Source organism: uncultured Psychrobacter sp. (genome assembly GCF_947500265.1).
Classification (GTDB): Bacteria; Pseudomonadota; Gammaproteobacteria; order Pseudomonadales; family Moraxellaceae; genus Psychrobacter.
The window spans coordinates 527,705-552,590 of sequence record NZ_CANMRN010000002.1; the positions used below are offsets into that span (position 1 = coordinate 527,705).

At 45.2% G+C, this 24,886-nt stretch carries 19 protein-coding genes; 4 read left to right on the top strand and 15 right to left on the bottom strand.

From position 1 onward, the window contains the following. Positions 1-92 precede the first annotated feature (92 nt). A complete protein-coding gene (locus tag Q0788_RS04745) occupies positions 93-980 on the bottom strand; it encodes a TonB family protein (protein ID WP_296207385.1) in 888 nt (295 codons plus the stop codon). 581 nt (positions 981-1,561) lie between these two features. On the opposite strand from Q0788_RS04745, the gene Q0788_RS04750 reads away from it, so the two are divergent. Next, positions 1,562-2,341: a hypothetical protein gene (locus tag Q0788_RS04750; protein ID WP_298808279.1), complete on the top strand. Its 780-nt coding sequence runs from the start codon at positions 1,562-1,564 to the stop codon at positions 2,339-2,341. A 107-nt stretch (positions 2,342-2,448) separates the two neighbouring features. Here Q0788_RS04750 and Q0788_RS04755 read toward each other — a convergent pair whose 3' ends face one another. The 14 genes from Q0788_RS04755 to ndhC form a co-directional block, all read right to left on the bottom strand. Continuing rightward, positions 2,449-3,276 carry a ferredoxin--NADP reductase gene (locus Q0788_RS04755; protein ID WP_298808282.1) on the bottom strand — a complete coding sequence of 276 codons (828 nt, stop codon included), beginning with the start codon at positions 3,274-3,276 and terminating at the stop codon, positions 2,449-2,451. Between the two features lie 193 nt (positions 3,277-3,469). Further along, entirely contained in the window at positions 3,470-4,948 is a 1,479-nt protein-coding gene (locus tag Q0788_RS04760) for an NADH-quinone oxidoreductase subunit N (RefSeq protein ID WP_102091037.1), read from the bottom strand. A 3-nt stretch (positions 4,949-4,951) separates the two neighbouring features. Continuing rightward, a complete protein-coding gene (nuoM, locus tag Q0788_RS04765; protein WP_298808285.1) occupies positions 4,952-6,577 on the bottom strand; it encodes an NADH-quinone oxidoreductase subunit M in 1,626 nt (541 codons plus the stop codon). A gap of 2 nt (positions 6,578-6,579) precedes the next feature. Continuing rightward, positions 6,580-8,454, bottom strand: coding sequence for an NADH-quinone oxidoreductase subunit L (nuoL, locus tag Q0788_RS04770; protein ID WP_298808287.1), 1,875 nt, complete (start codon positions 8,452-8,454; stop codon positions 6,580-6,582). A gap of 4 nt (positions 8,455-8,458) precedes the next feature. Then, positions 8,459-8,767 carry an NADH-quinone oxidoreductase subunit NuoK gene (gene nuoK, locus Q0788_RS04775; protein ID WP_025653102.1) on the bottom strand — a complete coding sequence of 103 codons (309 nt, stop codon included), beginning with the start codon at positions 8,765-8,767 and terminating at the stop codon, positions 8,459-8,461. Between the two features lie 98 nt (positions 8,768-8,865). Continuing rightward, positions 8,866-9,609, bottom strand: a complete 744-nt coding sequence (gene nuoJ / locus Q0788_RS04780; protein WP_298808289.1) for an NADH-quinone oxidoreductase subunit J — start codon at positions 9,607-9,609, stop codon at positions 8,866-8,868. Further along, positions 9,606-10,154 carry an NADH-quinone oxidoreductase subunit NuoI gene (gene nuoI / locus Q0788_RS04785; RefSeq protein WP_010198902.1) on the bottom strand — a complete coding sequence of 183 codons (549 nt, stop codon included), beginning with the start codon at positions 10,152-10,154 and terminating at the stop codon, positions 9,606-9,608. The genes nuoJ and nuoI overlap by 4 nt, the downstream gene beginning before the upstream one ends. Before the next feature lie 58 nt (positions 10,155-10,212). After that, positions 10,213-11,205, bottom strand: a complete 993-nt coding sequence (gene nuoH / locus Q0788_RS04790) for an NADH-quinone oxidoreductase subunit NuoH (RefSeq protein ID WP_179798733.1) — start codon at positions 11,203-11,205, stop codon at positions 10,213-10,215. A gap of 52 nt (positions 11,206-11,257) precedes the next feature. Next, on the bottom strand, positions 11,258-14,326 hold the full coding sequence (nuoG, locus tag Q0788_RS04795) for an NADH-quinone oxidoreductase subunit NuoG (RefSeq protein WP_298808291.1): 3,069 nt from the start codon (positions 14,324-14,326) through the stop codon (positions 11,258-11,260). A gap of 10 nt (positions 14,327-14,336) precedes the next feature. Beyond that, positions 14,337-15,761, bottom strand: coding sequence for an NADH-quinone oxidoreductase subunit NuoF (gene nuoF / locus Q0788_RS04800; protein ID WP_298808293.1), 1,425 nt, complete (start codon positions 15,759-15,761; stop codon positions 14,337-14,339). Then, positions 15,758-16,267, bottom strand: a complete 510-nt coding sequence (nuoE, locus tag Q0788_RS04805; RefSeq protein ID WP_298808295.1) for an NADH-quinone oxidoreductase subunit NuoE — start codon at positions 16,265-16,267, stop codon at positions 15,758-15,760. Before nuoE ends, nuoF begins: the two co-directional genes overlap by 4 nt. A 147-nt stretch (positions 16,268-16,414) precedes the next feature. Next, a complete protein-coding gene (nuoC, locus tag Q0788_RS04810) occupies positions 16,415-18,190 on the bottom strand; it encodes an NADH-quinone oxidoreductase subunit C/D (protein WP_057758925.1) in 1,776 nt (591 codons plus the stop codon). A gap of 112 nt (positions 18,191-18,302) precedes the next feature. Continuing rightward, positions 18,303-18,971, bottom strand: coding sequence for an NADH-quinone oxidoreductase subunit B family protein (locus tag Q0788_RS04815; RefSeq protein WP_101206265.1), 669 nt, complete (start codon positions 18,969-18,971; stop codon positions 18,303-18,305). A gap of 174 nt (positions 18,972-19,145) precedes the next feature. Beyond that, positions 19,146-19,769: an NADH-quinone oxidoreductase subunit A gene (gene ndhC, locus Q0788_RS04820; protein ID WP_102091044.1), complete on the bottom strand. Its 624-nt coding sequence runs from the start codon at positions 19,767-19,769 to the stop codon at positions 19,146-19,148. Positions 19,770-20,611: 842 nt separating this feature from the next. Here ndhC and Q0788_RS04825 point away from each other — a divergent pair. The 3 genes from Q0788_RS04825 to dut all read left to right on the top strand — a co-directional run bounded on the left by Q0788_RS04825 (position 20,612) and on the right by dut (position 24,864). Beyond that, positions 20,612-22,645 carry a UvrD-helicase domain-containing protein gene (locus Q0788_RS04825; RefSeq protein WP_298808299.1) on the top strand — a complete coding sequence of 678 codons (2,034 nt, stop codon included), beginning with the start codon at positions 20,612-20,614 and terminating at the stop codon, positions 22,643-22,645. Positions 22,646-22,801: 156 nt separating this feature from the next. Further along, positions 22,802-24,205, top strand: a complete 1,404-nt coding sequence (gene mgtE, locus Q0788_RS04830; protein WP_298808302.1) for a magnesium transporter — start codon at positions 22,802-22,804, stop codon at positions 24,203-24,205. Between the two features lie 194 nt (positions 24,206-24,399). Continuing rightward, positions 24,400-24,864, top strand: coding sequence for a dUTP diphosphatase (gene dut, locus Q0788_RS04835; RefSeq protein WP_296207370.1), 465 nt, complete (start codon positions 24,400-24,402; stop codon positions 24,862-24,864). Positions 24,865-24,886 lie beyond the last annotated feature (22 nt).

Consider the following 24,886-nt stretch of genomic DNA (forward strand, 5'->3'; position numbering starts at 1 on the left):
GACATTTTTTTCAGTAGCTTTAATTTCAGCAACTTTAATTTCAGTAACTTTCTGCTTAGCATCTGTCTTCTTAGTGCATGAATACGTTAACCTTAGTACGTTACTTCGACTGTATCACTATAGCGGTAAGTACGTATCAAGCGCAGCTCGACGATATCGCTCATGTCTTCGGTGAATTTACCAAAAGGTGCTGCTTGTCGTACCGACTGCTTGGCCGCTTCATCCAATATCGTAGAGTTCGAGCTTTCAAGCAAACGAATGGCTTTGATATTGCCGTCGTTACTGATGATAACCATTAGCCGTACTTCACCCGTAATACCTTGTGCGCGCGCTTGCACGGGATAGTGCAAGTTGCCCACTCGCTCGACATGCTCGCGGAATGTATTGATATAATCGGCTGCCGCACCCCGTGTGGTCGAGTTACTATCCATGGTCACGACTTTGGATTTGGTCGCGTAGACCTGCTGACGCTGAGATAGCTGAGCTTCTAAGGTGGCAATCTGCTTACGTAGCCGCTCTTCTTGTGCCATCGCATCATCTTGCGCTTGCTCGCTATCATTATCCGACTCTACAGTGGCCTGACGCCAACTCAACGTCGTGCGTAGGTAGCTTTCTTGATAGCGCTGCTGACGCACTTTACGCTGTAAGTTAACGATGTCTTGAGTCTCACTTATTTGCTCAGCAGACATTGCACTTAGCTGATTGTTCTCTTGTCTGAGCTGCTCTTCTATTGTACCGCCGCCTTCTTGTGAAGCATTGGCAATAAAGTGGGCATCTTCATTGGGCTGCATGTTATCGGTCAGCGCCTTTGCTACATCTTGCATCATAGCAGCTGGGTCTTTTCCCATAGAAAAGCTAATCCCGAAAATAATCAGCACATGAACAGCCACCGCAATAACAATAGCGACAGGCAAACTTATATCGCGCTTGGGCGCTTGCGCGGAAAAATGATAGCTCTGTGAGTCTTTTATATAGGCCACAATGAATCTCAGCTTGTGAGCACATCAGTACAAAGCACTATTTAACAAGTGTTGTAACGATAGGCATGATTTACACTGGCGCTATCATAACATGACATAGAATTATGTCGCCAGTATAAGCACTGAGACGGCATTTTGACAGCTGCCATACAGTATTGGTAACCTTATCCGCTGATTGAAAAACATGCATTTGAGAATATATAAGGCAGACGAAACACTGTCTATACCAAATGAATTGCTATAAAACGCATGTGTTCATTTTGAAGCCACTATATTTGTTATATACTGCTTTAGCACAATAGAATTAGCAGCACGATACTTTGCAACAATCAAAACTGTGCATCGTCTTAATTAGGCACAGTAGATGAATAAGCAGCACAGTAAGTGCAGATTCACTACGCACTAGTATCAGAGGTCAGTTTTTCGCTTTTGCTACCTATCAGTATAAAAATTACTAATGGTCATAGATATTCAGAAATTATAAGTGATTAGCTTTCGTTTAAATTAATGATAGCCTGCAAAGTTTGTTTAGCCATTTTTACGTCACCGATTGAATGACGCGCCCTATAAGGATAATAAGTTTGAGTGACTTTGATAACGTGAATAATTCAGACAATTTTGATGAGTTCTTCGAGAGTATTGGCTATCGTTTTGACGAGTCATTCGGCAGTGGTTGGGAGCGTATCGCCCAATCGGTTAAAGATATCTATAATAAGACGACGGACAAGTTCGAAGATGAGTTGTCATTGCCAGTGACACAGACTTACGTTAACGATGCATTACAAAAATTCGTCACCGACAATGTAAAAGCCATTTTAGAGCTACGCGTCGAGATGCATGATGACTGGTTTCGTTTGTACTGCACTGTCAATGCAGGCGGCATCTATGCCGAAGTAGCAAGTAACTTTAGCCTAGTTCACGTCCAACTCGATCGCAATGTGCAGCGCTTTGTATTTGGTCAGCAAACTTATACCGATATATTAAATCTGCGCTGCGAGTCTTTTATCAAACGTCAAGGTGTCAAACTGGCGATTTGGTTTTATCATAGCGTCCTCAAAAAAGACCCTTTAGGCTTTATTCTGTCGTACGTCAATATTGCTCGCGCAAAAGACGAAGTGATTTATCTCGATATCCATCGTTGGTTAAAAAACAACAAAAAAATCATGAGTACTTTGCATAAGGTGCAGATAAATTATGGCGAGCTAGAAGAAGAGCAAATGATTTTGAAGGCTCAAATCAACTATCGTGATTTACTGGCGGCCAGCAGTAACGAAGATATCATCGGTGATGATGACGATCCTGAATTGATGCAAGGCCCTATTAACCCTGTAGATGATGCGACTGAGCCAAACCAAGAGTAAGTTGCTAATGTTTTATCGCTTAAGACAATGTTTTGTCCCATAAAAAAACGCTGCATCTTAGAGGTTCTTGGCCTTATAGATGCAGCGTTTTTTATTAAAGTCGATAACTACCAATAGTTCTCTACAGCAATATTACCTTCACCGCGGCGATTCATTACCAGTCCCAACGTCTTTAACGCCTCTTTGGTATCTTCTACCATATCTGGATTACCGCATAGCATGACATGCGTAGTATCAATATCTAATGCGATACCTGCGCGCGCTTGCAACGTACCCTCTAGCAGTAGCTTCGGCAAACGCTCTGACAACGCGCCTTCGACAGGCTCACGAGTGACGATTGGGATAAAGATAAGCCTTGCTGGATTATCAACCAGCGTGCCGAAGTCTTCTTGTAGGCTTTCGATTTTCTCAACGTAAGCAAGTTCATCGAGCGAACGTGCGCTATAAGCCAATACAATGTGCTCGTAATCTTCCCATGTCTTTAAATCTTGCAGCATCGACAAAAACGGTGCTAAACCAGTCCCTGTTGCTAGCAGCCATAAGTCTTTTGGCAATGGCTTTTGGTAGCGTGCTAACGTCAAAAACCCAAATGGCATGGTATTAAGCAGTAGCTCATCACCCACTTGCAAGTGCTGTAATTGCGAGGTAAATGCACCGTCAGGAATTACGATAGAGAAAAACTCTATCACCTCATCAAATGGCGAAGAGACAATCGAATACGCGCGAAAGACATCTTCATTCAATGCGATATCAGCAGTTTCATCACTTGCATCAGTCTGTTGATAATATTTTAATTGACTAGGATTGACACCCAAACGTACAAATTGCCCCGCTGTAAACTTAAAACTATCGGGACGACTGACGGTAAAGCTAAATAAATTTGGCGTCCATGTGGTTTTACTGAGCACCGTTACTGTTTGAATATTATCACTCATAATTATTCGTCACTTATACTTTATTAAACTGTATTTTTATAAGATACCTTTGATAGATAAAAGAAGATAAATACCAAAAAGGTAAGCATAAAAAAGATGCGCCAAGCTTATCATAAAGCTGGCGCATCTTGGTTTTTTAACCGTAACAACAGATAGATCGCAGCGACTTATCTGCCGTATTAACTCAGCGACATTACCAAATGCGAGCCAAACTTGCCCACTCAATCATACTATTTGGCAAGATACCAAAGAATAGAATAATCGCCGTCACAGCAATGACCATGATACCACCGGTACGAATACCCCATTGCCCAGACACGTCAAACTCGATGAACTGCTTAGGACGTTTGAACAGCGTGAGTAAAACGCGTAAGTAGTAGAATAGACCAATCGCACTGCCCAAGATAATCATCGCAGCCAAGAACCAGTTGGTGCCTTGTACCGCAGCTAAGATAGCAAACAGCTTGGTAATAAAGCCAGCCGTCAATGGAATACCCGCCAATGACAACATCATGATGGTCATCACAGCAGTCAATACTGGACGACGCCAGAATAGCCCTTGATAATGCGTCAACTCATCGGCTTCACCAGATAAGCGATACGGACTCGACATCAACGTCACTACGCCAAAGGCACCGATAGAAGTAAAGGCATAGACTGCCATATACATACTAGAGATACTATCAGCGGCTGAACCAATGCTGACAATCACGATCATCACATAACCCATATGAGCAATAGATGAGTAACCGAGTAGACGCTTCAGGCTAGTTTGACGTACTGCCAACAAGTTACCTACCAAAATAGATAAAGTAGCCATGACCATCAATAGCATTTGCACTGATGGCAATGCCAGCAAAGCAGTATCGATTAAGAAACGCACGGCTAGTGCCATCATCGCCACTTTTGATACGGATGCTAAAAAGGTAGCGATAGGCGCTGGTGCACCTTCATAAACATCTGGCGTCCACATATGGAAAGGAGCAGCCGATAGTTTAAAGGCGATACCAAACATCATCATTGCCGCACCCAATATCAGTAGTGGCGACTCAAAGATATTACCCAACACCATGCTGATTGGCTTAAATGCTAGTGAGCCTACTTCTGCATAGATAAAGGCCATACCCATCAGCAATGTCGCTGATGCAGTCGCCGACAATACTAAATACTTCAATCCCGACTCAAGTGACTGGTTGCGCATATAAGTATAAGCAAGCAAACCATATAGTGGTACTGACAGCATCTCCAAGCTCATAAAGAATGACGCCATATGCTGCGCGCTTACCATGAGTAATGCACCAATGGTCGATAGCAGCATGAGCAAATACAGCTCTTCTTTATTGTCTTTGAGGTTGGCCAGATACGCATAAGACAGCGTACAACAAGCCAAGGCACAGATAAAAATCACCACCATATTAAACTGAGCGAAGTTATCTATAACAAATAACTGCTCAGCGTTTGGTGCGATAGAACCGCTTTCAATCACACCGATCATCTGCCCGATCAGGGTAAATAGACCAATGTTTAAGCCTGCCACTGTAATCGTACCAGTGACCATGTGTGAGCGTTTAAAGGTAATCGCGATCATAACCGTCAGTACCGTAATCACTACGGCGATAATCGGCGCGTAAGGCAACAATCCTATCAAATCATTCATCGTAATATCATTCATGACTTAACGTGCCTCCATTACATCAAGCAGCTGCGACGCATCTACCTGTGTCACTTGACTGTATATATATGCGTTATTGATCCACTGCATAGCATGACTTGAGGTATCAAGGAACGGCTGTGGGTACAGTCCGAGCCATACCAAACCAGCAGCTAGCATCAGTAGTAATGACAGCTCGCGCTTGCCCAAATCTTTTAGTTTACGTGCAGGTAAGCCATGTGACTTAGTCTCTCGCTCTGCCAATGCGGCGATGTTGTTTTCACCAAATAGTGCGCGATGAATCAAAATCAACGAGTAGAGACCTGCTAATACCAAACTGAATGTCGCAAAAACAACGAATACTGGGTACTGAGCAAATGAGCCAAATAAAATCATGAACTCGCCAATGAAGTTACCCGTACCTGGGATACCTAGCAGCGCGGCACAGAAGAACATCAATATCGGCGCGTAGTAGCGGAACTGCCCCCACATACCACCCATCAAGGTCAAATCGCGTGTATGCAGACGCTCATATAGCTGTCCTGCCATGATGAATAGTGCGGCTGAACTCAAACCATGAGCAAGCATCTGAATCATCAGACCTTGTAAGCTGAGTAATGTTCCCGCATAGATTGCTAGTACCACAAAACCCATATGCGAGATACTGGTATACGCCAGCAAACGCTTCATATCAGTCTGCATAAACGCTAGCCATGCACCGTAGAAAATACCAATCGTACCTAGGGTAATCGCTATCGGCGCAAACTCTTGTGACGCTGCTGGAAATAGCGGCAACACAAAACGAATCAAACCATATGCAGCAGTCTTAATGAGCACCCCTGCCAAATCCACCGAACCTGCCGTTGGTGCCTGCGCATGCGCATCTGGCAACCAGCCGTGGAAAGGAATGATTGGCAACTTCACCGCAAAGCCAATGAAGAAGCACAGCATGATTGGATATTCCCAGCCGCCAAGTGACGTACCGAGCAAGTCATTATAGTTAAAGCTTACTACCCCTTTTTGAGCGTAGCTGATAATGACCAATACCAAAATACCGATGAGCATGATAAGCCCAGACGCTTGGGTATAAATAAAGAACTTGGTTGCGGCGTATTCTTTGGTTTTGCCAACCACATCATGACCCCAAATCGCGATCAAGAAGTAGATAGGAACCAGCATCATCTCCCAAAAGAAGAAAAATAAGAACAAATCAATGGCTAAGAAAACACCAATAACGCCGCCCAAACTCCATAGCAAGTTCAGGTGGAAAAAACCAACACGGCGCTGAATCTCATTCCACGAACAAGCAACGGCTGCTACACCAAGCAACCCTGTTAGGGCTACCATCATCAGTGACAAGCCATCTAGCGCTAAGTGAAAGCTAATACCAAAGCTCGGTATCCATGGCACACTAAATTCTGCCACCCAAGGCACGTTTGTGCTTGGTGCAATGACCTGCTGACTCATACCGCTAAAATCGCCCTGCTGCCAAAGTACTAATGACAAAGCAAAGGTCAACGTCATGCCGATTAAGGCAATCCAGCGCGGTAGACGTTTATTAAACCGTTCGACCAACCAACATAGCAATCCTGCAATAAAAGGAATTGCGATTAATGCTGGTAGCATCCACGTTTGTTGTAACTCAATCATCTTTACACCACCGTCATCATTACCAGCACCAGCAATACAGCCATACCCAAGCCAAAGCTTGTGGCATAACCTCGAAGAGACCCTGTTTGCGTCGCAGACAATACTTTATTACCTGCTGAGGCCAGCTTAGGTAACAGCAACCACGTTTTATCGATAGGGTCGGCTTTTAATAAGCGGCCGATGAATAAAAAGGGTTTTACAAAAATTACATCATATAGCGCGTCGAAACCTAGGCCATGATAGCACCAGTGATATAGCGCCCCACCAATACGTGATCGCTTAAAACTAGTAAGCATGCGACCTTTATTGACCACATATAACAGTGCTGCCAATATCAAACCTGCTGCCATGGCACCCATCGCGATATACTCTGCGGTATGCTTAGCATGCGCTTGACCAGCAACTTCTAATAGATGACCAACGCTCTCTGGCAATACACCATCTAATGGTGGCGTAATCCAAGCACCAACGGCTGTAGATAGCACTAGCAACACGGTCAAAGGCAACCAATACGACACCCCTGATAGCTTATGAGCATGGGTTTTTTCTTCGCCAAAGAAGATAATCCAAATCATACGGAATGTATAAATCGCGGTTAAGAAAGCACCGAATACACCCATGTAGAATAGTACTAAGTGACCTGTGGCATAAGTTTCCCAAAGAATCGCTTCTTTAGAATAGAAACCAACGGTAACCCAAGGTATAGCAGCGAGTGCACCGCCACCGACGATATAGCACCAAAATACTAATGGGATCTTTTTGCGCAGACCACCCATCTTAAAGATATCTTGCTCGTGATGTACCGCAAGGATAACCGCACCTGATGATAAGAACAGCAATGCTTTAAAGAAAGCATGGGTCATTAGATGGAAGATTGCCCCTTGCCATGCGCCCACGCCAAGTGCGAGGAACATATAGCCAATTTGACTCATGGTCGAATACGCAAGGATACGTTTGATGTCTGTTTGCGCGAGTGCACAGAATCCAGCAACGACCAATGTCAACGCCCCTACGCCGCCAACCCAATACAATAAGATACCTGGGGTTAGCTCAAACAATGGATGTAGACGGGCGATCAAATAAACCCCTGCCGTCACCATTGTTGCCGCGTGAATCAATGCCGATACTGGTGTTGGACCTGCCATCGCATCAGCAAGCCATGTGTGTAGTGGCAACTGGGCTGATTTACCCATTGCGCCGCCGACCAACATCATAGTCGTTAGCATCATCGTTGGGTTATTAACATCGAATACTTCTGGCGCACGCGTAATAATTTCTTGAATATTAAGCGTACCGAATTCGCGGAATAATAAAAACAAACCGAAGGCTAAGAACACATCACCGACACGAGTAACGGTAAAGGCTTTCATCGCGGCACGGCCGTTGGCTCTGTCGTGATAATAATAACCAATCAATAGGTAAGAACAGATACCTACGCCTTCCCAACCGAGATAAAGCAAGAACAAATCATCTGCGAGTACCAGTAATAACATACTGGCCACAAACAAATTCATATAGCTAAAGAAACGAGCAAAGCCAGTGTCGCCTTTCATATACCAAGAGGCAAACAGATGAATCAAAAAGCCAATCCCAGTGATGACACCTGTCATGGTCAATGCAAGACCATCAAAGCTCAAACCGAAATGTGGGGCAAAATCGCCAACTTGGAACCATGTCCATAGCGGAACTTCTACTACCGTTCCAGCTGAATTGGTGGTCAAAAAGGTATAGCTAACCACTAGCGTGCATAGTGCTGATAACAGCATGCTACCTACGCCAACAATCGCTGCGACCGTCTCTGATAATTTGTCGCGCATAAAGGCTAAAATCAAAAAGCCAATGAGCGGGAATATAAAGGTTAATGGTAATAAACTCATGACATCATCCTTTCATCTCATTGGCGCTATCGACATCGAGATGCCCACGCTGATGATAAAAACGCAATAATATTGCCAGACCAATTGACGCTTCAGCCGCAGCCAAGGTCAAAATAAAGATAAACATAATCTGTCCGTCTGGATCGACCCAGCGACTACCTGCCACTACAAATGCCAATGCTGCCGCATTCATCATGATCTCAAGACTCATTAGCATAAATAAGAAGTTACGTCGTACCATAACGCCGCACAGACCGATAGCAAATAAAATGCCTGCCAAAATCAGTCCATGGCTCATGGGTATCATACCCAGTACATTTTGCGCCTCAGCAACTGGCTGTACTAAGCCTGCCACCTCGTGGGCAAACGGCACGTTTGACACATCTTGTGCCACGCTTGCTGCTAGTACCATTAGTCTGACTCCTTGCGCGTAACTTTGTTCGTACCTACTTGACTACCTGCCCTCGTACCTACCTTCATACCTACATAGTCATGCGGGTCAACATCTTTATATTCGTAAGGCTTAGCCATTTCTACGCCGTCATGCTGTGTAAGCGTACTATCATTGTCGTATTGTTTGATACTGCCTGCACTTGGCTTGAAGTTTTGGCTATCATTACCGATGACCTCATCGTCGACTGTCTCTTTACCTAAATGATAAGCGGCGACCAAGGCTGCCAATAATAGCAATGCTGCTACTTCGACTAGCATAATGTATTTGGTAAATAGCACCGTACCGACTGCTTTGGCAGAGATAGTCGTGCTACCCATCATGACCGCTTCATCGTGATTAAGACCAATCATCGCATAGAGCACAACGGCAATGATTATCGTCAGCCCTGTTGGAATCGCCCAAGTGCCTGCATCGAGCCAACGCTCTTCGCGCTCGTCATTACTCATGCCCAAATTAAGCATCATGATAACGAAAACAAATAGCACCATAATGGCACCAGCATAGACAACAATCTCTAGCGCACCCGCAAACGGCGCACCTAATACAAAAAATATCCCAGCGATTGCCAATAACGACACAATCATCGATAAGATAGCATGCACTGGATTGGCCTGAGTCACTACGCGCAGACTGGCAAATATTGCCACTGCTGCAAGCGAATAAAACCCAGCCAATTCAGGATGGTTTAAAATATTCATCATGGTAGCAAGCTCCTTAGATCAATCGGTGCAGACTCATTTTGTGCTGCGCCTTTTGGTTTATCTGCTACCGCCATACCTGTCACACGATAATAGTTATAATCAGGGTATTTACCTGGTCCTGAAATGAGCAAATGCTCTTTTTCGTAGACCAAGTCTTGGCGCTTATATTCACCCAACTCAAAATCTGGGGTCATTTGAATCGCTGTCGTTGGACAGGCCTCTTCACACAATCCACAAAAGATACAGCGTGAGAAATTGATACGGAAAAACTCTGGATACCAGCGACCGTCTTCACGCTCAGCTTTTTGTAATGAGATACACCCTACCGGACATGCCACCGCACACAAGTTACAAGCGACACAGCGCTCGTCTCCATCAGGATCACGCGTTAGGACAATACGTCCACGAAAACGCGGCGGTACAGGTACCGGCTCTTCAGGATAAAGGATGGTGTCACGCGGTCTAAGTGCATGACTATTGACCATCCACATGCTGCGGACAATGGTAAATATACCAATGACGGTCTTTTTTATGGTAGTAAACATGGGATTATTATCCTTATCAGCTTTACCCTAGTTCATCAGTGATGGCTACTAGTAATGACTACAACGTTGGGGAAAAGATCAAAATGACCGCAGCAGTAATCAACAGATTAATCAAGGTTACGGGCAGACATACTTTCCAGCCAAAGTTCATCACCTGATCATAACGCGGACGCATGAGTGAGCCTCGAGCCAAAACAAACATGGTCATAAAGAACAGCGTTTTAATCATGAACCAAAAAGCTGGTGGAATAAATGGAATATCTAAATTGAACGGCGCAAGCCAACCGCCAAAGAACAAGCAAGTCATCAAGGCAGAAATCAAGACAACGTTGACATACTCACCAATGAAGAACATACCGAACTTCATGCCAGAATATTCGACATGATAGCCTTCAGCAAGTTCTTGCTCTGCTTCTGGTTGGTCAAATGGATGTCTATGCGTAACGGCAACACCAGCCACCACAAAGGTCAAAAATCCAAAAAACTGCGGAATGATATACCAACCGTCTGCTTGTGCTTCGACAATGGCGCGCAAGTTAAACGAACCTGTCAAGGCAACAACGCCCATCAACGACAAGCCTAAAAACACTTCGTAACTGATCGTTTGTGCAGCTGAGCGCAAACCACCAAGTAGTGAGAATTTGTTGGCAGACGCCCAACCACCGAACATCACCGCATAAACAGCAATACCAGCCATGGCAAAGAAAAACAGAATACCAATATCCCAATCAACCACGCCAAGCGTTGGCGAGATAGGAATGATGGCAAATGAGGCCAAGGCAGTAAACATCGCAACCGCAGGTGCCAACGTGAACATAAACTTATCGGTAAAGTTCGGTGTCCAATCTTCTTTAAAGAAGATTTTTAGCATATCGGCGACTAGTTGTAGTGAACCAAAAGGCCCAACACGGTTTGGACCATAACGATCTTGCCATAAGGCCAACATACGGCGCTCATAAATAATCATCATCGCGGCAACCAATACTACGACTAAAAAGATGACTAGTGATTGACCCACTAAAAACAGAATAGACCAAGTATCAAAACTCATGCTATTGGCCAAAAAGCTTGGCACATCAGGGATAATACGGGTAACTTGCATATTACACCTCCTGTGTGGTGGTCGGCGCTGCGTTTATTTGCGCTGTGTCGTTATTGTTCATCATATCGTTAGCCATGCTACCCATCATCGTCACTGGTGCATCCACTTTACGTACCGATGCTGGCATTGATGGGTGAATAATGCTCACCTGCCCGACTGGGTAACCGATACAACCTTCTGCCAAATAACCGACCAGCTGTACGGGCAAGGTGATTTGTTGCTTGTCAATCTCAATCGCCAAGTAATCACCAGCAGCGATATTCCAGTCTTTGGCATCATCTATACCGATACGCCATGCAGCAACAGGTAGTTGCTCTGCGACGATTGGGCTGCGTGATGCCATCATTGAGCTGGCATAGATATTATGAATCGGCACCAGTTTCGCTTGGCCGTGCTGTAAGTCAGTTGTATTCGAAGACATCGCTTCTGGCGCCACATATTGACGAGTGGCTAGGCGCTCTAGCTGATCAAACAAACGCACACCTGGATCACCATTTTTCAGATGACCACCAACTTTATCTTGGTATTTGTTCCATGCTTGCGGTGAGTTCCAACCTGCCGCATTGGCAAAAGGAATCATCGAACTTGGCGTTTCTTTACCGCTATAACCTTCCATTGAGAAAGTTAGACCAGTGTCCAAATCTTTTGGCTGCATTGGCTCGTGCACTGAGATTGGCGCACGCATAGCAGTACGACCTGAATAACGACGCGGTTGACGCGCAATTTTCAGACCCGTTATACGGTAGTCAGCATCAGGCGCAGCACCTTTAATACCCGCAAGTTTAGGATGCGTTACGATCAATGCATTGATAACATCATCTAGCTGCGTCCAATCGACATCACGACCTTCGATGCTGCTATGTACAGCATGTATCCAACGCCAGCCTTCTTTAATACTGCTCATCGGATGGTAGTATTCGTTATCGTAAACTTGGAAGAAGCGCTGCGCGCGACCTTCAGCTGATATCAATGTACCATCCGCTTCTGCAAAGCTAGCCGCTGGCAGTACGATATCGACGTCTTTATGCCAATCAAGGAGCTGATGATCTAACGCAATGACCGTTTTATCAGTCAATAGTTGCGTCAATTTATTGGCATCAATCGCATCTGTTAGCTGGTTTTCTGCAACCACAACCACATCGTAATCAGTCGCTAGCAGTTCTTCAACTGACTGACCGCCAAGCATACAAACGCCCATGCTATTGGCATCAGGGACCGTTAGATAGATACCTGCTTGTGCTTGATATTTATCATTGATTTCTTTTAACTCAAGTTTTTCAGCAGGCTCACGCTCGACATCATCTTGCGCTTCTGTATTTACACCCGTTTCAGGTTTGTTTGGCTTGGCAGATAAATCTTGGTCTTCTTCAGGCTGGTCATTAGCCGCTTTTGCTTGGGCTGCCTGTACTTTGGCATTATGTGCCTCGACCTGCTGTTGCTCAGTCGCTTTAATTGCCGCGCGTTTTTGGGTCAATGCTTGGGTAATCTGTGCTGCTGCTTCTATCAATGCGGTAGAAGACAAGCTGCTACCCGAAACAACTAACGGCTTATCAGCTTGAATCAGGTCATAAGCAATTTGCTGTGCCAATGCTTGCATACCGTCAGTTTCAGCACTAGCATCAACTGTTTGTGGATCTACTATGTCTGCTAAATCATCAGCGAAATCAGAAATCTCATCAGCAACCTTGAAGCCAAGTTTAGTGATGTCTTCAGGGGTCGCCACTACGCTCACTTTACTGATATCTTCTAGCTTAGTTTGCGTCACATCGATGACATAGACTGGGCTTAGCGCATCTTGAGCGATACGTTTAACTGGTTCTGCAAGCCACGGCTGCGTTTGCAATGCCGCTGCCATTTTCAGGCCTTCGTTTTTTGCGGCTTGACGTACTGACAATGCGACACGTGATGAAGTTTGCGTAATATCTTCACCTAATACGAGCACTGCATCATGCGTTTCGATATCGGTCATGCTAGGGTTATAAATGCCGTCGGTACTTAATACTTCGATGCATTTATTAACCAGTGCTTGCTGCTGATGGTTCAAACCTGTTGAGAAGTTATCAAAGCCGACCAGGTTTTTTAGCGCAAAGTTGGTCTCTAAACTGGCACGTGGTGAGCCAATCCCGATGACTTTTTTATCTTTGATACGCTTGATGGTTTCATCAAGTGCATAATCAATATTGATTTTGACATGCTTATCATTGATACGTTCAAGCGCTTGGGTTGGACGATCATCACGATTGACATAGCCATAACCAAAGCGGCCACGGTCACATAAGAAATAGCGGTTTACTTCGCCGTTATAACGGTTTTCGATACGGCGCAATTCACCATAACGTTCACCCGGTGAGATATTACAACCAGCTGAGCAACCATGACAGATGCTTGGCGCATACTGCATGTCCCATTTACGGTTGTAGCGCTCAGAGTGGGTTTTATCAGTAAACACACCCGTTGGGCAAACTTCGGTTAAGTTGCCTGAAAACTCGCTTTCAAACTGACCATCTTTATCACGGCCAAAGTAAACGCGGTTGTTTGAGCCATAAACGCCCAAATCTTCGCCGCCCGCGTAGTCTTTATAAAAACGTACACAGCGATAGCAAGCGATACAACGGTTCATCTCATGCGCGATGAATGGTCCAAGCTCTTGGTTGTGGTGCGTACGTTTGGTAAAGCGATAGCGACGACGGCTGTGACCTGACATATAGGTCATGTCCTGCAAATGACAATGTCCGCCCTCTTCACAGGTTGGACAGTCATGTGGATGGTTGGTCATGAGTAGCTCAACCATCGACTTGCGGAATGCTTTGGCCTCATCGTCAGTCACAGAGATGTACATATCATCGCCAGGAGCGACCATACATGACATGACGAGGCGACCGCGACCCGCTTCCATATCTTCTTTATTTTGGAATTGCTTGACCGCGCACTGACGGCACGAGCCTACTGAGCCAAGGGCTGGATGATAACAAAAATACGGCACATCAATGCCGAGTGATAAGCAGGCTTGTAGCAAGTTATCTGCGCTATCTACTTCGACAGTGGTTCCATCAATATGTATGACTGCCATGCCGCTCTCCTTATTTCACTACTGGCTGTTGGTTGGCTGCAGCATCAATAACATCGACACCAACCGCCTGCGCGATTTTTTGATCAAACTCTGGACGGAAATATTTAATCGCACTCATTAGTGGTTCCATCGCACCTGGGGCATGCGCACAGAACGTTTTACCAATCCATAAATCACGCGTCAGGCCTTCTAGTTTTTCTACATCGCCCACTTGCCCTTCACCATCATTGATGGCGGTAAGCAATTTAACACCCCATGGTAGACCATCACGACATGGTGTACACCAACCACATGACTCGCGCTGAAAGAAAATCTCAAGGTTGCGCAGTAATGGCACCATGTCTTGTGATTCATCGACGACCATAATGAGACCTGTACCCATACGGCTACCCGCATTTTGAATGGTGTCAAAATCTACTACCACATCCAAATGCTCTGCGGTCAAAAAGTCAGTCGAGGCACCACCCGGTAACCATGCTTTCAGTGTTTTACCATCTTTCATACCACCCGCTAAATCTTCAATGATTTCGCGAGCTGTATAACCAAACGGTAATTCCCAAAGGCCTGGATCATTAACTAAACCTGAGCAGCCGAATAGTTTGGTGCCTGGCGTTTTACTTTTGCCTTTAATTTCAGATAACGACTGATACCATTCAACGCCATGATTCAAAATCGCTGGCATATTACACAGAGTTTCAACGTTATTGACAACGGTTGGACGACCCCATGCACCAGAGATTTGTGGAAACGGCGGCTTGGTACGTGGGTTAGCACGGCGGCCTTCTAGACAGTTAATCAACGCTGTTTCTTCACCGCAGATATAACGTCCAGCGCCCGTATGCACATGCAGATTAAAACTAAAAACTGAGCCTAAAATATTGTCGCCCATTAGATTGTTAGCCAAGCACTCTTCGATAGCAGCGACCAAACGTTCAGCGGCCAAGATGTACTCACCGCGGATAAAGATATAACCATCAGTGGCACCAATCGCATGAGCGGTAACTAGCATACCTTCGATAAGCTGAAACGGTAGACGCTCCATGAGCAAACGGTCTTTGAATGTGCCTGGCTCCATTTCATCAGCATTACAGATGAGATAACGCGGCAAACCATCCGGCGGTGACATAAACGACCATTTTAGACCAGCGTTAAAACCTGCACCACCGCGACCTCGGACATTGGCTGCTTTAATCATATTGCCGACGTCTTTAGGCGATTTGGATAGCGCTTCTTTTAGACCCGTAAAGCCTTTTAGAGATTCATAGGTGGCTAAATCAAGCACGGCATCATGATGCGCCAAACGCCAGGTCAATGGCTTGGTTTCACTAGTGGCTGTCGCTTTATCACCATAGATTGGAACACGCTGTGCATTTAGCTGGCTTGGCGCTTGGCCTTGACCGCGACGAGCAATTTGCTCTGAAATCGTTAAACTCATGCGTATAGCTCCAATAATTGCGCGACCTCAGATGGCTGGACAGGGCCGTAAGTGTCTTCATCAATCAGTACCGCCGGCCCTTTATCACAGTTGCCCAAGCAGCAAATTGGCAATAGGGTAAAACGTCCATCAGCAGTGGTTTGACCATACTCAATGCCTAGCTGTGATCTAATCTCAGCTGACAGCGCCTCATAACCTGTCAAATAACAAGCCACAGAGTCACATATGAGAATCACATGGCGACCGACAGGTTGGCGATATATACGGTTAAAGAAAGTCGCAACCCCATCCATATCTGACATCGGGATATCTAGGATATTGGCAATGGCATTTGCTTGCGCATCATTGACCCAACCGTTGCGCTTTTGCACGATTTTTAGCGCATCTAGCGAGGCGGCACGCGCCTGTGGGTAATGGTGCATAAACTCATGAATGGCAGCAATTTCATCACTGGTGAGAATGCTTTCCACATCTACTTTTGGCATTTTGTCGGAAACAATTTTCATAATCTTCTGTCTTTCCTCACTCATCCTGCTCTATCACAAGCCAATATCAGTCTGATTGAAACTGTGGTTATATTGGCGAGTGACAGCATTTTGGTGTGCCATCAGGCAATAATATATTGATGAACAAATACTTTTGAAGCAGCGGCTCTAACGATCACAATCCGCCATCACGATATCAATCGATGCCAAATACATAATGGCATCAGAAACTAGCGAGCCATTGATGACCGACGGCATCTGCTGTAAATGCGCAAATGTTGGCGTACGAATACGGGTGCGATAGCTCATCGTGGCCTTGTCTGAGGTAATGTAATAACTGTTCAGACCTTTGGTCGCCTCAACGATCGTTGTACATTCGCCCGCTGGCATCACAGGACCCCAAGATACCGAGATAAAGTGATTAATAAGCGTTTCGATATCATTCAATGTACGGTCTTTCGGCGGTGGTACGGCCAGTGGATGATCCGCTTTATAAGGACCTTGTGGCATGTTGTCCATACATTGGCGGATAATACGCAATGACTGACGCATCTCTTCGACTTTGACCATACAGCGATCATAAGCATCACCGTTGTAGCCAACTGGCACTTCAAAATCGTAATTCTCATAACCCATGTATGGACGTGCTTTACGTAGGTCGAAGTCAACGCCTGTCGCGCGCAGACCAGCGCCAGTCACGCCCCAAGCAAGTGCTTGCTTAGCATTATACTGAGCAACACCTTGGGTACGGCCCTTGAGCACACTGTTTTGCAATGCTGCTTTGACATACTCGTCTAAGCGTTTTGGCATCCAATCTAGGAACTCACGAACCAAACGCTGCCAGCCACGTGGCAGATCAGCAGCAGTACCGCCGATACGGAACCAAGCGGGGTGCATACGATAACCAGTCACGGCTTCGATGACGTCATAGGCTTTTTGGCGATCGGTAAACATATAGAATACAGGGGTCATACCACCCGCATCCTGAATGAACGTACCGACGAATAGTAAGTTATTGGTAATACGGAAGAACTCGCTCATCATTACGCGGATGGTTTCAGCGCGCGGCGGAATCGTAATTCCAGCAAGCTTTTCGACCGACATGATGTACGGCAGCTCATTCATCACACCGCCGAGATAATCAATACGGTCGGTATAAGGAATAAATGAATGCCAAGTTTGACGCTCAGCCATCTTTTCTGCACCGCGATGGTGATAGCCGATATCAGGGATACAGTCGACGACTTCTTCGCCATCAAGCTGTAGTACCAAACGGAACGCACCGTGAGCAGAGGGATGGTTAGGACCAATGTTCAAGAACATAAAGTCTTCATCACGACCTGAACGCTTCATGCCCCACTCCTCTGGGACAAAACGCAAGTTTTCTTGCTCGTATTGTTGCTTGGCCGTATTCAAGAAGTACGGGGTAAACTCAGTCGCCCGCGCATGGTACTCTTTACGCAGTGGATGACCTTCCCAGTATTTTGGCAACAAAATACGGGTCAAATGCGGATGACCTGTAAAGACGATACCGAACATGTCCCACACTTCACGCTCATACCAGTTGGCGTTTGGCCAAATATTGGTGGCGCTCGGTACATTGACATCGTCTTCGCTTAGCGCGACCTTGATACGTACATCGCTATTGCGCTCAAGCGACATCAAGTGATAAAACACCGTAAAGTCACTGTCAGGCAAACCCGCGCGATGCTGGCGTAAACGCTCATCTATCGCTGATAAGTCAAATAGCATGACATACGGCTTAGGCAGTTTGCGCAAGAATAAGAGAATATCTAATAAATCAGCACGCGCCACCCAAACCGTTGGAATCTCATCCACAGTCTGCTGCACGACAAATTTACCAGCATACTTTTGCTCCAGCTCTGTGATGACTGCTGGGACGGGCTTGATCTTAGGATCTATGTTTTCGACTACCGTGACCATGAATGATGTATTCCTTCATTAATCATAACTGAACTATGTTAATCATAACTGAACTATGATAAGCGCATAAAATATTGAAACTGTTGCTACAAGTCTAAATGCTATTTGAAACTTAAATACTGTCTGGGCTGCGCAAGTTTTTGACAGCGATACGATCTGCCTGCTTACGGTCACGCTCAGGCGTCATTTGCGGCTGATAGATACCCTGCTCATTGACATGGATACCCAGCGGACGACGCTCTTTAGTAATAGATTCTTGTAACAACATCAAACCCTGAATAAGCGCTTCTGGACGCGGCGGACAACCTGGTACATAGACATCAACAGGGATAATCTTATCGACGCCTTGTACGACAGAATAAATATCATACATGCCGCCCGAGTTGGCACAGGCACCCATAGAGATAACCCATTTTGGCTCAAGCATTTGCTCATATAGGCGCTGAATAACAGGGGCCATCTTAACGAAGCAAGTACCAGCGACGATCATGACATCCGCCTGACGAGGCGAGGCACGAATAACCTCTGCCCCAAAACGTGACAAATCATGAACGGCGGTTAAGGTAGTAGCGTATTCAACATAGCAGCAAGAGGTACCAAAGTTAAATGGCCAAAGTGAGTTCTTACGCCCCCAGTTTGCTGTTGAATGAACGAGGTCTTCGAGACGACCCATAAAGACGTTTTTATTCACTTCATCTTCGATAGGATCATTGACCGTTTGACTGGTCTGTGCAGGATAGGTATCTGCATCGGGGTTGGCTTTTGTTAATGTGTATTTCATAACATACAACCTTCATATTAGGCTTGGCGTGGCAATCATCTTGCTCGCGCTGTCGCCATAATTTTATTATTAATAAGTGGCTAATCATCAGCGATCATTAATACAAACAGAACTGACGCTTTCATGCTTTCCTGCTCGTTTTTGCAAACGCTATAGGCTGAGCATCAACTGCTATTAACGTTCAGTTTTGTCCTGCTGAGCAGACGTCGCAAAATCCACAGAAGTAACGTTACCCGTGGTATTAATATGATCGATGTTTTGTAGATGACGACGATTGGTCTCAATATTGTTCGAGACATTGATTTGACCGGATGACTGTGCGGGTACTTTACCTGTCGGATCGACCATTAGCTCATGAGCACCATCAAACTTGGTGATGTCTGCCAAATTAAAGCCTGCAGGCGCCGCATATAAGCGTGCTTTTTTGCGTAGCTTGTCAGCAGGTGCCCAGTTCATCGCACCCAAGCTCAGCTCGTAAATCAAACCGATAATCAGAATAGTGATAAACGTGCCAGCGGCGGCAAAGCCAAGCCAGCCTGCCTCGCGTACCGACACAGCATAAGCGTAGAGATATAGCGCCTCTAAATCAAAAATCACAAAGAAGATTGCGACCAAATAAAATTTGGCAGACAAACGAATACGGGCGTTGCCAGATCCGACAACACCCGCTTCAAATACTTCTTCCTTTTGTGAGCCTTGAGAGCGACCGCCAAGTAAGCGCGGTACGACCAGCATAAAGACAACTAGCCCAATGGCGGCTAAGATAAAAGCAATGGCTGACCAATTAAAAGCAGACATGATAATACGTGCTCCTCACCCAATCGAGTGTTAGACACAGCGCAAGCACTGACCCACTCAGGCCATGTTGCGACAGGTATAACGCAGACGAAAACACAAAGTGACTTTATTTAAAAAGTGACTTTATTTAAGTAATTGTCACTGCACTTCAGTAACTGTCACTGTGTTTAAGTAACTGTCATTGAGTCACATGTTAGGTATTTTGCTGGTAACAACCAATTATCAAGCTTATTGACGACGATGTCAGACGTGACCAACTGTAGAGATTCCGGTATGCGCGCGGATAAAGGCTGGTCGCCCAACGCATCTTCTAACAACGTAAGATCAACGTATTAAATCAATATCATATCTGACTGCTTACTTAATTGATTTAATAGCTCATTACACGTGGTCAACAATGACGTGACAACTGGCATAAATTATTTACGTACTATACGCATATCAGTGCCTAAAAGCTAGTTTTTAACTGTATTCGACGGTCATTTTCTATGAAACAAAATGTGTTTTTTTTACCAAAAATTATGATATAGACGTTACCTTATATTAACCCCAAATCCATGCTTTGTTCGATACGCAAACGCTGTCACGCTATTTACCAAAAATCAAGTGCGCTCATACCCTGTTTTCATCACCCAACTCCTCCCCCAAAGTGACCGTTTTTGCTTTATAATGACCCACCTAATTTTACGATATGTCATCATCAAACCTTAAATTCTATTATCCTTATAACAAACATTATTAAGATATCACTACGATATCAATTTTGGTGATACGCACCGCGTTCATCTACTTGTGCTATATCAGCGCTACCCTCTTTTTGCTCTTGTCTTACAGGTCACGTTATGAGTCAACTCAATCCCAAACAACAAGAAGCCATGCTCTACGTATCCGGCCCACTACTTGTACTCGCAGGTGCTGGCTCCGGCAAGACCTCGGTGATCACGCGTAAAATTGCTTACCTAATCCAAGAATGCGACATGCCAGCTGAGCGTATCACTGCCGTAACCTTTACCAATAAAGCAGCACGTGAAATGAAAGCCCGTGTCAGCAAACTACTACCAAGCGAAAAAACGCGTGGTTTGACTGTATCGACCTTTCACCAATTTGGTCTCCAGTTTTTGCGCTATGAGCTGATGCATACGCCGCTAAAAGGCAATTTTTCTATCATGGACAGCGATGATAGTAAGCGCCTCTTGATGGAGCTGATGATGCGCGACAACTTAAGCGGCGCTGAAAGTCGTGAGCTGGTTGGTAAAGCGATCAAGATGATTTCTGATTGGAAAAACGATTTGATTGAGCCTGACAAGGCGATGGAGACGTTAGACGATCCAGAAGACATGATTTTTGCAACCTTGTACGCGCTTTATGAGCGTAACTTGCGTGCATATAATGCCGTCGATTTTGATGACTTGATTGTACTGCCAACCAAAATATTACGTGAAAATAGAGAACTGCGGGACAAATGGCAAAACCGTATTCGCTATCTATTGGTCGATGAGTATCAAGATACCAATACCGCCCAGTATGAAATGATTAAGCATTTGGTTGGTCCGCAAGGTCGTTTTACCGTGGTGGGTGATGATGACCAATCTATCTATGCGTGGCGCGGGGCGAAGCCTGAAAACATGGCACTGCTAAAAGAAGATTTCCCAAAACTAAAAATCGTCATGCTTGAGCAAAATTACCGTTCAACCACCCGTATTTTGACCTCTGCCAACGCCGTTATTCTCAACAACGAGCATTTATTTGAAAAGAAACTGTGGTCAGATAAAGGTCAAGGCGAAAAAATCCGCATCATTAACTGCCGTAATGATGACGATGAGTCTGAGCGCGTCGCCAAAGAAATTGTCACGCATAAACTGCGTTTTGGTAATGAGTGGGAGCAGTATGCGGTACTCTACCGCAGTAACTTTCAGGCACGTATGCTAGAGGCACAATTGCGCCAGCTACAAGTACCCTATAAATTATCGGGCGGTCAGTCGTTCTTTGCCCGTAGTGAAATCAAAGACATCATGGGCTATCTGCGCCTGATATTGAACCCCGAAGATGACAGCGCGTTTTTGCGTATTATTAATACACCCAAACGCGGTATGGGACCTGCCACGCTAGAGAAACTTGGCTTATTTGCGCAAGAACACAGCATATCGCTACTGGCTTCTTGTACTCATGCCGGCTTGGCTCATGTGTTGCCATCTAAGGCTTATGGCACGATAAAAGAGTTTGGCGAGTTCATTGAGCACTATACACGCGAGCTGGACCAACACCCTGATCCTGTGCCAATCGTACGCCAAATGATTGATGAGACGGGTTATATTGATTTTGTCCGTAGCGATGCCAAAACACCGCAGCAAGAAAAAAACCGTATTGATAATATCGATATGCTGTATACCAGTATTCAGTCACTCATTAATCGCGCGGAAGAAGACGAAGATCGCACGATTGATACCATCATTCGTAAACTGGTCTTGCTTGATATGCTCGAACAACAGCAAGAAGAAGAGAACACTAACAAAGTCAACTTGATGACCTTACATGCGGCAAAAGGTCTAGAGTTTGATTTTGTTTATATCATGGGGCTTGAGGAAGAGATGCTACCGCATCGCAACTCTATCATGAGTGAGACGGTCGAAGAAGAGCGTCGTCTGATGTATGTAGGCATTACCCGTGCGCGTCGTGAGCTGACTTTGACACTTGCGACCCAGCGCCGTGCTGGCGGACAAATGCGCGTTACCTCAGAATCAAGATTTTTGGATGAGTTGCCTGAGGATCATATTGATTGGCCTGCCAAAGCGAAAAAGAAAAAAGCGACCAAAGATCCAGAAGCCGTCGCTGATGAATATCTGGCCAATATTCGAGCGCTACTGGGCAAGCGTTAATCTTAATCAAGGCATTTAAGCACCTGAGTAATAAACACCTAAGTAAAACGCTTGCGAGAACACGCTTTAGACTGCGCAAAAGGCGATTGTTATAATCGTCATTGTTATTGTTCTTTATATACTGTAAAAAATTGACTGTAAAAACTTGGAACACATATGCCTACCCCGACGCCCAATCAGGAACGAACTGCCATGCTGTCAGGAGATTATAACTCGGCCGAATATAGTGCCGAATATAAGCTTCTGTATCTGCAGGGTCTGGTTGCTGATAAAGCCTACGAGGCCATTACAGAGTTTTTAGAAAAGCAGTCCGAATATGAGATTGCCAACCTACTAGAGTCCTTCCCGACTCAAAACCGTCTGTTGATTTGGGCGCAGGTGCCAGAGCACATTAAAGGTGAAGTGCTTGCCGAGCTAGATGTCGATACACGCCAGCCATTAATGGAGAATATTTCTTCTCAAGAAATATCCTTGTTTACCCAAGACCTTGATGCTCAAGACATCTCTGAGATTTTGGACACTGTCACTGAGAGCGTACGCACCTCAGTCATGGCAACGCTGGACGAAGAGACCCGAGTCCAAGTCAATAAGCTTGATACCTATGCTGACTGGGAAGTTGGTAGCTATATGGATCCTGATATTATTCAGATAAGGGATGATATCTGTTTGGCGGATGTGCAAGAGTGGCTGCGTGAAAATGACGACCTGCTAGATGACGAGAGCCAAGAGCTGCTCGTTGTCGATCAAAGCCAGCAATTACTGGGACTACTGAGTCTAGTAGATTTAATTAAGCATAAACAAAACATCTTGGTCTCGGAGCTGATTGATACTGCTATTACGATTAATGATCGCTTGGATATTCAAGATGCTGCCGCGATTTTTCGTTCAGAAGACATCCGTTTTGCGCCCGTCATCAATAGCCATGGCGAGCTGGTTGGTCAACTAAACGGTGAAGACATCATGGAGATTATCCAAGATGATGTCGACAGCACCATGAAAAACCTCGCTGGTGTTAGCCAAGATGAAGAGCTGTTTGCTCCTATCCTCACCAGTGCTAAAAGCCGTAGCGTCTGGCTAGGTATCAATTTATGTACCGCCCTTTTAGCCGCAGCTGTGATTGGACAGTTTGAAGAAGTACTAGCACAAGTTGTGGCATTAGCGATATTGATGCCAGTGGTCGCCAGTATGGGCGGTATTGCTGGCTCGCAAACGCTGACGGTTGTTATCCGCGGGATGGCGATGGGCCAAATCGGTGGTTCTAACCGTGTCTGGCTGTTGAATAAAGAGCTGTGGGTAGGTGCGATAAACGGTATCATCTGGGCGATAATTATGGCGTTTATTGCTCAGTTATGGTTTCATGATATTAAGATCAGTGCCGTCATCGGTTTTGCCATTGCGATCAACATGACTGCGGCTAATGTCTCGGGGATCAGCATACCGCTGATGCTAAAACGAATGAATATCGACCCTGCTCTATCTGCATCGGTTATCCTAACGACCGTCACGGATATCGTCGGCTTTATGTCGTTTTTGGGATTGGCTAGCGTATTGATACTCTAGTTGATTGCTGAATTGCTGAATTGCTGAATTGCTGAATTGCTGAATTGCTGAATTGCTGAATAATCAATGACTCAATCCAAATATAGAATTGTTATTTGTATAAAAATTTCGAATAAGATTTATTTAGACCTTAGTTCAAGGCCTTAGTTTTAAATCATAATTTAAAAACCATCAAATCGTTAAGTGAGTGTGTTATGCAAGCTGTACAAGTTAAAGTGGTAAACCCTAAAATTACTGAAGACGAAGCATTTTCTCTACCAACTCGTGCCACCGATGGCAGTGCAGGTATTGACTTGCGTGCTTGTATTGACGAGCCATTAACGATTAAAGCAGGTGAAACCCATTTAATTGGTACAGGTCTTGCCGTTTATATTCAAGATCCTAATTATGCAGGTATGATTTTACCGCGTTCAGGTCTTGGTCATAAGCACGGTATCGTCTTGGGTAACTTGGTTGGACTAATTGATGCCGACTATCAGGGCGAGCTGATGGTTAGTATTTGGAACCGCAGTAGCGACGACTTTGTTCTTAATCCAGCTGAGCGTATGGCACAGTACATCGTGGTACCTGTTGCGCGTCCTGAGTTTGAAGTGGTTGCAGAATTCAGTGATGAAAGCGTACGCGGTGCAGGCGGGTTTGGACACTCAGGTCGTCAATAATAGCTATTTTGACGGTCAATTC